We start from the raw sequence: 6,796 nt of genomic DNA on the forward strand, positions 1-6,796 counted from the left end.
GTCCCTATTGCCGGTCGCTCTTAGTGGCTCCGCCGGCCGTGCTGTCGGCTGACGATATGCCCCGGTGGCCTTCCGTATTATTCCACTCTGATCGGTGATCTCGCTACCGCCGCCGCGGGCCGTGGCCGATAGCGGGGGTGACGTCAGGCACTCCATCGGCATCGGGCACTACCACGCCCGCGGGAACGATGTGCGGCGAAGCCACTCAGAGCGTGTGTGAGATCGGGCTTTCGATCAGTGAGCCGCGGCCAGGTGCCCCCTGGCAAGGCGGAAGGCCGAAGCGATGCCGGATGAGTTGTCTCGGTGTGGCCGACAACGCGGCCAGGGGCGCCTGGGCGCGGCGAGCCGGAATGACGATCTCACACACGCTCCCAGGTGAGACCCCCGCGTCGTAAGCTCCATCCCAAGACTCCGACGCGGGGGTCTCGTCATCTCACGGGACAGCGAAGGCGCATAGTTCAATTCCAGGCTGTGCCTTCCGCGCGGGCTCTCGCCCATCCCGCCACCGGTGACGCGCCGGGCACCGCCACGATGGCCGTTCCCGAGGCCGGCGGCGGTGGCGTGCGTGGCCGGACGGCCCGTCAGCGAGACCCGGCCCAAGGGGTGAGATCACCGAAGGACGGGCAGCGCGGGACCATGGAGCGGCGCTGGAGCTGGAACGCCTCCAGGGCCAGGGACAGCTCGACCAGATCCCGGGGAATGGTCAGTGAACGCAGGGTGAGCCGTTCGAGTCGCCGTAGCCGGTTCAGCACGGTGTTCCGATGACAGCACAGCGCGGTCGCGGCCTGCGCTGCCGAGCCGTCCGAGCGTAACCAGACCGCGAACGTGTTCAGCAGCAGATCCCGGTTCACCGGGTCGAGGCCCAGCACCGGTGCCAGCACAAGAACCTTCAGCTCGTGCGCGAGGTCCGGCTGGGCGGTCAGAATCGCGGCCGGGAGCTGCTCCTCCAGAATGGCGAGACCATGGGGGAGGGTCCGGGAGGCCAGTTCCGCGAGCCGGCGGGCCCGGCCGAGCGTGGCCAGCCCCGTCACCGCCATGCTCACGCCGGTCCGGAAACCGTCGTTCGTGGGCAGGCGGCCGGCCAGGGACGGTACCGGCAGCGTCCCGAGCACCGCCACGCCGACCGCGCTCTCCCCGTACAGCCGCCAGATCAGCCGGGCGGTACCCGCGCGTACCGGCAGATCGACGGGGTCGAGGATCGGCCCGCCCTCGGTTGGGCGCCGCACGATGACCGCGTAGCGGCCTTGCTCGGGCATGGCGAAGGATCTGGCGACCGCGGCGACGGTGCTGGCGTCGGTTGCCCCGTTGAGCAGGGCATCGAGCAGGACGTCGGCGGTCTGCGCGCGCAGCAGCTCCATCTCGGTCGCACGCAGGGCGGCCAGCGCCGCGGCGGCATGCTCGTCAACGATGTCCCACAGATCGTCGAGCAGCGCGGCGGCCCGGGGGAGGGGCACATCGGCCTCGACGGTCCACCGCGTCAGCGCGTTGGCGACCGCTTTGCCAGCAAGCTCGTATGCCCGCCGCACAGCCTTGCCCGACATCCCCTGCCGGCCGCAGCGCTCACCGACCCTGCGCGGCCAGTCCAGCAGTTTATCCCTTTTATCTGTTTTATCCGCGGGGATGCGTAGCGCCGCCAGGGCGTTCTCGATGGATTTTCCGATCATCGGGGCTGGCTCCTGGGGCAGGATGCTTTCGTCGTAGTACGCCGGCTCCGCGGCAGGCAGCGAGGCGGCGACAACCTCCGCGAGCTCGGGCAGGCGCGCTTTCAGCGCGTGCAGCGCGCGCTCCTGCAGCGATGCGACGTCCTCCCCTGCCGCCTCCTGCTCCCACCCAGCCGGCGTGAACACCGTCGGAGGCAACGGGTCGGTTGGCATGTATCCGCTCCTTATCGGCAGGACGCGACCACGCACACGATCACACGTCGTCGTACGGCAGGAAAGGCTGGGACCGCTTGTGGCGCGCTGACATCCGCAGGCCTGTCGCCCCGCCGGATGGATTTATGAAGGTATCGACTTCATCGGGAAAACGGCAGACCATCCACGCGCACGCCATGATTTTACGCTCTGTTTTTGTGCATGGTGATCCGATCAGTCAACCAGGCGGAACCCAAAGGGCGGCGTCCGCCTGTTATGCAACCGAGTCCGCCCGCCCAGCGGGATGGTACGGAGTTCCGGGCCCCTGGCGGCCCCGTGGCGTGGCAGCGAAATCCGGCGGCGATCAGGAAGCGGCTGGACTCGGTGAACATTATCCAACAGGGGATGGGGCCCGGCCCGGCCTCCGCGCGCCGGGGACGGCGTGACGGTGGCAGCCACGACGGTGGCATGCGGATCGAGGAGGCCAGCGCATCGAAGCATGACAGAAACAGGCTCTTGTTGCGGAGCGTACCAATTATTACGGAAAGTAATTTTAAGGTGTCGGAGCAGGTATCGGTCATCGCTGGGCTGCCAGCGTCTGGCGCGGTGAATGATTGATGATCTTATCGTCGCGCACGATCGACCCAGCTGATTCCCGCCGTCCCAGCGTCGGATTGTGTCCGCGCACAATTGGATCGGCTCTCCTTGTTCCCTGGCACATCATGTGCGGGATTCGTGTGGACTTGAATCGCAGGCATTGACGTCCGATCGAGGCACATGGCATGATTTTATTTAATTTCCAGATCTAAAAATTTCGGGGAGTCGACTTGGAGCCTGCTGTTTGCTGGCCAGGTGCCTCGTTGAGTGAAATCCTTACAGCTCGTGCCCGGCAACAACCACGTCTCGCGTTTCGTTTCCTGCCGGACGGTAGTGGTGACAACGCCGTCGACTGGACCTATCAGGACCTGGCCGTACACGCCGGAGTGCTGGCCGAGAAACTGCGGCGTGACGGGCTCACAGGTCATCGGGTGATGCTCGCGCTCGATCCGGGGCTGCATTATATTGCCGCGCTGTTCGGCATTTTCGCCGCGGGCGCGACGGCGGTGCCGTCATTCCCGCCCACCGGGCGCCGAGCGACCGATCGCTTCCTGTCGATTATCAGGGACTGCGCACCTGACGCGGTTATCACCGACGCGCGGTTCGCGGGGCGGACGGACGTTCTCACCGCCAGGCTTCCGCCGGCCACAACCCGCCCGGTGTGGCTGTTCGTCGAGGACACGGTCGCCATGCCGCACGGATCAGCCCGACCGGGCGCGGCAGCGGACCGCACCGTCACGGACGGTGCGGATCTTCCCAGTCTCGGTGCCGGCCCGGCGACACCCGCGCTGCTGCAGTACACCTCCGGTTCGACCGGCCAGCCCAAGGGCATCGTGCTGACCCACGCGAACCTGGTCAGCAACTGCCGGACGCTCGAAGCCAACACGGGGGCTGACCCGGAGCGGGTTGGCTGCTCGTGGCTGCCGCCTTACCATGACATGGGCCTGATGGGAACGATCATGCTGGCTCTGCACGGCGGCTGGCCACTTGTCATGCTTTCGCCAGCGCACTTCGTGCAACGGCCCTACCGGTGGCTCAAGGCGATCACCGACAATAAGGTGACCATCTCTGTCGGCCCGAACTTCGCGTTCGACCTGTGCGCTGAGACAGTCACCGACGACGAGCTGGCAACGCTGGACCTCAGCTCGCTGCGGCAGGTCTTCTGCGGCTCGGAGCCAGTTTCCCGGGCCACTCTCGATCGGTTCCGGGACCGGTTCTCCGGCTGCGGCTACCGGGAGTCCGTGCTCATTCCCTGTTACGGCATGGCTGAGGCGACTTTGTTTGTTTCGGGCCGGGCCGCGGGCAGCACGGTCCGCACCGAATGGCTCGACCGGGATGCGCTCGAGCACGGGCACGCCCGCCCGCTCAGCGCGGCTGACAGGAATGCCGCGGCGATCGTGAGCTGTGGTGTGGTCGCGGAAGGCCATGAGGTCGTCATCGTTAGTCCGGAAACCATGCGGCCTTTGTCCGCCGGCCGCGTGGGCGAAATCTGGATACACGGCCCGAACGTCGCTGCCGGGTACCTCGGCCAGCCCGAGCGGACCGCTGACACATTCGCCGCCCGGCTGGCCTCCTCGGCTCCGCCGGCTGATACCTCCGAGCGCCGCTACCTGCGTACCGGCGACCTCGGATTCCTGCTCGACGGCGAGCTGTTCATCACCGGTCGAATCAAGGATGTGATCGTCATCGCCGGACGTAACCTCTATCCTCAGGACATCGAAAGCTCTGTGCGCGGGGCACACCCCGCACTGCGGCGTGCCGCGGCCTTCTCCATGGACGATGACGGTGATACCGGAACCGAACGGCTCGTTATCGTCGCCGAGATCCGGGGGACAGCGCGACAGGCTGCCGCGCTGGCTGCGGAGATCCGCGACACGGTGGTAGCGGCCGTGACGGCCGACCACGGCGTCCGGCCTGCCGACGTCCAGCTCGGCCCGGTCGGTGTCATCCCCGTCACCACCAGCGGGAAGATCCGGCGCGACGCCACCCGGTCGGCGTACCGCCAGGGGCTGCTGGCCACGGCCACGGCCGGCCACGGACCAGGCCGCGAGCCCATCCCGGCTGTGACGGGATGCCCGGCATGACCTCCTGTACCGACACCGCGCCGGCCGTCCGGCCGCTGCCCGCCGGGGCTACCGGGGCTACCGGGACGCGGATCATCGCTCCCGGATCAGCCGGTACCGGTCCGGACACCGACGCCCTCGCCCGCAGAATGGCCTACGTCACCGTCGGGCTGCCGGCCCTCGGCGTGGTCGCGGCGATCGTCTTCGCCGTCCGGTACGGGTTCACCTGGACCGACCTCGGACTGCTCGCCGGCATGTACCTGGTGACGGCGTTGGGGGTGGAGGGCGGCCTGCACCGTTTCTTCTCCCACCGCGCCTTCAGCGCGGGGCCGGCGCTGACCAGCTTCCTGGGGGTCGCCGGCAGCATGGCGGCGCAGGGACCGATCCTGTTCTGGGTCGCCACCCACCGGATCCACCACGCGTTCACCGACCGGGACGGCGACCCGCATTCCCCTCGCCCGATCGGCGACGGTCGCCTCGCCCGGCTGCGCGGCCTGTGGCACGGCCATGTCGGCTGGCTGTTCACGATCCGCCGGGCCAACTGGAGCAGGAACGTGCCGGACCTGCTGCGGGACCGGCTCGTCATGAGACTGAACCGGTACTATTTCGGCTGGATCGTTCTCGGCCTTGCGCTGCCGGCACTGATCGGGGGCCTTGTCGACGGCCCACGCGGCGCCGTCGGGGGGCTTCTGTGGGGCGGGCTCGCCCGGATTTTCCTGCTTGACCAGGTGACTTGGGGAGTCAACTCCCTCGGCCACACGCTGGGCCGTCGACCCAATCCGACTCGGGACAACAGCCGCAACATCTCGCTGCTCTCTCCTTTCTCCGTCGGTGGCTCCTGGCACAACAACCACCATGCCCAGCCGGCCCTGGCCCAGACCCGGCACACCCGCTGGCAGCTCGACATCGCCGGGCTGTTCATCCAGCTGCTCGATGTCGCAGGTCTTGCCCGGGATGTGCGGTATCCGAAGAAATCCGGTCCGCGCGGAGATTCCGAGTAGATATTTAGGGGGACTGCCATGTCCTCGGCTACGGCCGAACCGCTCGCCGCGGGCATCGTGAAGCTCGACCCGGCCAGCCGGCGCATCAAACGGGTGACCGCGTTCACCATGATGGCGCTGCCTGGACTCGGTTGTGTCGCCGCGATCTACCTGCTGGCCAGCGGAATGTACGCGACGATCGACCTGGTGCTGTTCGCCGCGTTGTACTTCGTGCATATGGGTGGCATTACCATCGGTTTTCATCGCTATCTCGCCCACAAGACGTTCAAAACATCGCGGTTCTTCGAGGCGATCCTGCTGATCAGTGGTTCGATGGGCGGGCAGGGGCCGATCATGTACTGGGTCACCACCCATCGCCGGCATCACCGGTTCAGCGACGGACCGGGCGATCCGCACACCCCGAACCTGCATGGCGAAGGTGTCCGCAACAAGCTGCGTGGACTCTGGCACGCGCACATGCCGTGGATGCTCAGCGACGAGAGCTCCAGCTGGAGCCTGTGGGCGCCCGATATCATGCGCGACCGCCGGCTGTTCTTCTACCACCGGACCTACCAGCTCTGGATGCTGGCTGGCCTGCTCCTGCCGGCACTCATCGGGTTCGCCGCCGGCCGGACCGCCATGTCGGCACTGACCGGCCTCGTCTTCGGTGGCCTTGCCCGGATGTTCGTGGCGAACCAGGCCGCCTGGTGCGTCGGATCGATTTCCCACATGATCGGCGGCCGGCCATTCGACAACGGCGACCGCAGCGCCAACAACTGGCCGGTAGCCCTCGTCACCTTCGGAGAGGGACTGCAGAACAACCATCACGCGTTCCCGGGCTCCTATCGGCATGGCGTCCGTGCCTGGGAGCCAGATCTGAGCGGCTGGACGCTGGCCCTGCTCGGCAGCGCCGGCGTCGTCTGGGACCTGCGGTCTCCGGACAGAGCGACCATCGCGGCGAAACGGCAGGCAGCCGTCCGGCGCCGCGCGACACAACACGAATTGGACAGGAGCATGAAGATCCGTGTTCGGACGTAGGAAAACCAGCTCGGTACCCACCGGCCCGCTGACCGAGGAGTCGATCCGGCAGTGGCTGATCGGGGAGCTCGCACGGCGGATCGACACGCCAGCCGACCAGATTGACACCCGCAAGCCGTTCGAAGCGTACGGGCTTGACTCACGGGTCGCTGTTCAGGTCTCCGGGTCACTGGAAAAGATCGTCGAAAGGCGGTTGTCGCCCGGCCTGCTCTATGAGCACCCGACCATCGACGACCTGAGCGGTTATCTGGCCACGGAGCTACGC

At 67.3% G+C, this 6,796-nt stretch carries 5 protein-coding genes; 4 read left to right on the plus strand and 1 reads right to left on the minus strand.

The annotated features are described in order from the left end of the window. Positions 1 to 581 precede the first annotated feature (581 nt). Positions 582 to 1,874, minus strand: a complete 1,293-nt coding sequence (locus MJ785_RS15185; protein WP_239381435.1) for a helix-turn-helix domain-containing protein — start codon at positions 1,872 to 1,874, stop codon at positions 582 to 584. Between the two features lie 839 nt (positions 1,875 to 2,713). On the opposite strand from MJ785_RS15185, the gene MJ785_RS15190 reads away from it, so the two are divergent. The 4 genes from MJ785_RS15190 to MJ785_RS15205 all read left to right on the plus strand — a co-directional run. Further along, the gene (locus MJ785_RS15190; RefSeq protein ID WP_239381437.1) at positions 2,714 to 4,534 is read left to right on the plus strand and encodes a fatty acyl-AMP ligase; all 1,821 of its coding nucleotides are present in this window, start codon (positions 2,714 to 2,716) and stop codon (positions 4,532 to 4,534) included. A gap of 128 nt (positions 4,535 to 4,662) precedes the next feature. After that, positions 4,663 to 5,514, plus strand: coding sequence for an acyl-CoA desaturase (locus MJ785_RS15195; RefSeq protein ID WP_370652955.1), 852 nt, complete (start codon positions 4,663 to 4,665; stop codon positions 5,512 to 5,514). A gap of 18 nt (positions 5,515 to 5,532) precedes the next feature. Continuing rightward, positions 5,533 to 6,531, plus strand: a complete 999-nt coding sequence (locus MJ785_RS15200) for an acyl-CoA desaturase (RefSeq protein ID WP_239312970.1) — start codon at positions 5,533 to 5,535, stop codon at positions 6,529 to 6,531. Then, positions 6,518 to 6,796: acyl carrier protein (locus tag MJ785_RS15205; RefSeq protein ID WP_239381439.1), on the plus strand; the 279-nt coding region annotated here is incomplete at its 3' end. The genes MJ785_RS15200 and MJ785_RS15205, both read left to right, overlap by 14 nt.

The sequence above is a fragment of the Protofrankia sp. CiT1 genome, from assembly GCF_917627335.1.
Taxonomy (GTDB): domain Bacteria; phylum Actinomycetota; class Actinomycetes; order Frankiales; family Frankiaceae; genus Protofrankia.

Coding starts and splice junctions, on each gene's coding strand:
- MJ785_RS15185 (WP_239381435.1), bottom strand. CDS start 1,874: ATGCCAACCGACCCGTTGCCTCCGACGGTGTTCACGCCGGCTGGGTGG.
- MJ785_RS15195 (WP_370652955.1), top strand. CDS start 4,663: ATGGCCTACGTCACCGTCGGGCTGCCGGCCCTCGGCGTGGTCGCGGCG.
- MJ785_RS15200 (WP_239312970.1), top strand. CDS start 5,533: ATGTCCTCGGCTACGGCCGAACCGCTCGCCGCGGGCATCGTGAAGCTC.